This window comes from Mycobacterium sp. (genome assembly GCF_008709575.1).
Taxonomy (GTDB): domain Bacteria; phylum Actinomycetota; class Actinomycetes; order Mycobacteriales; family Mycobacteriaceae; genus Mycobacterium.
On sequence record NZ_VYIK01000513.1, the window covers coordinates 1 to 563 of the forward strand.

The following is a 563-nucleotide window of genomic DNA, read 5'->3' on the forward strand; positions in this document are numbered from 1 at the left end:
TGCGGGGACGGCCGCCGTCGCACACCGACTCCAAAGCGCCCTCGTCGAGGGCTGCGGCCGTCGCGCGCACCTGGGCGCCCGCCGTCGACGCCGCCCGCAGCAGCCCCCCGCGATCAGCCTCGATCAGGGCGTCGGTGTCATCGAGGTCGATGACGGCCTGTGTTGCGCTCACCTGACGGCCTCGTGCGACAGCCCGTGCGAAGGCACCGCCTCGCCGGCCGTTTCGGCGGTGATGGCAGCGGCGACCTGTCGCACCACCGCGTCGACGTCCTCGGCGCAGCGACCCTCGACATTGAGCCGCAGCAGTGGCTCGGTGTTGGAGCTGCGCAGGTTGAACCAGCTGCCGTTGTCGAGGTCCACCGTCAACCCGTCCAGGCGGTCGATCGAGTGGACGCGGGTGCCGAAGGACCTCAGCACCGCCGCGACGCACGCCTGCGCGTCGACAACGGTGAAGTTGATCTCGCCGGACGATTCGTAGCGTCGGTAATCGGCGGTCAGCTCGGAGAGCGGCCGCTGCTGTTCGCCGAGCGCGGCCAGCACGTGCAGCGCGGCCAGCATCCCCG

2 pseudogenes are annotated in these 563 nt (G+C 71.2%); both read right to left on the bottom strand.

Annotation, left to right across the window (positions count from 1 at the left end):
• Positions 1-172: pseudogene (locus tag F6Q13_RS19890) on the bottom strand (TobH protein); the annotation flags it as partial.
• Positions 169-563 (bottom strand): annotated as a pseudogene (manB, locus tag F6Q13_RS19895) (phosphomannomutase/phosphoglucomutase); the annotation flags it as partial. The pseudogenes manB and F6Q13_RS19890, both read right to left, overlap by 4 nt.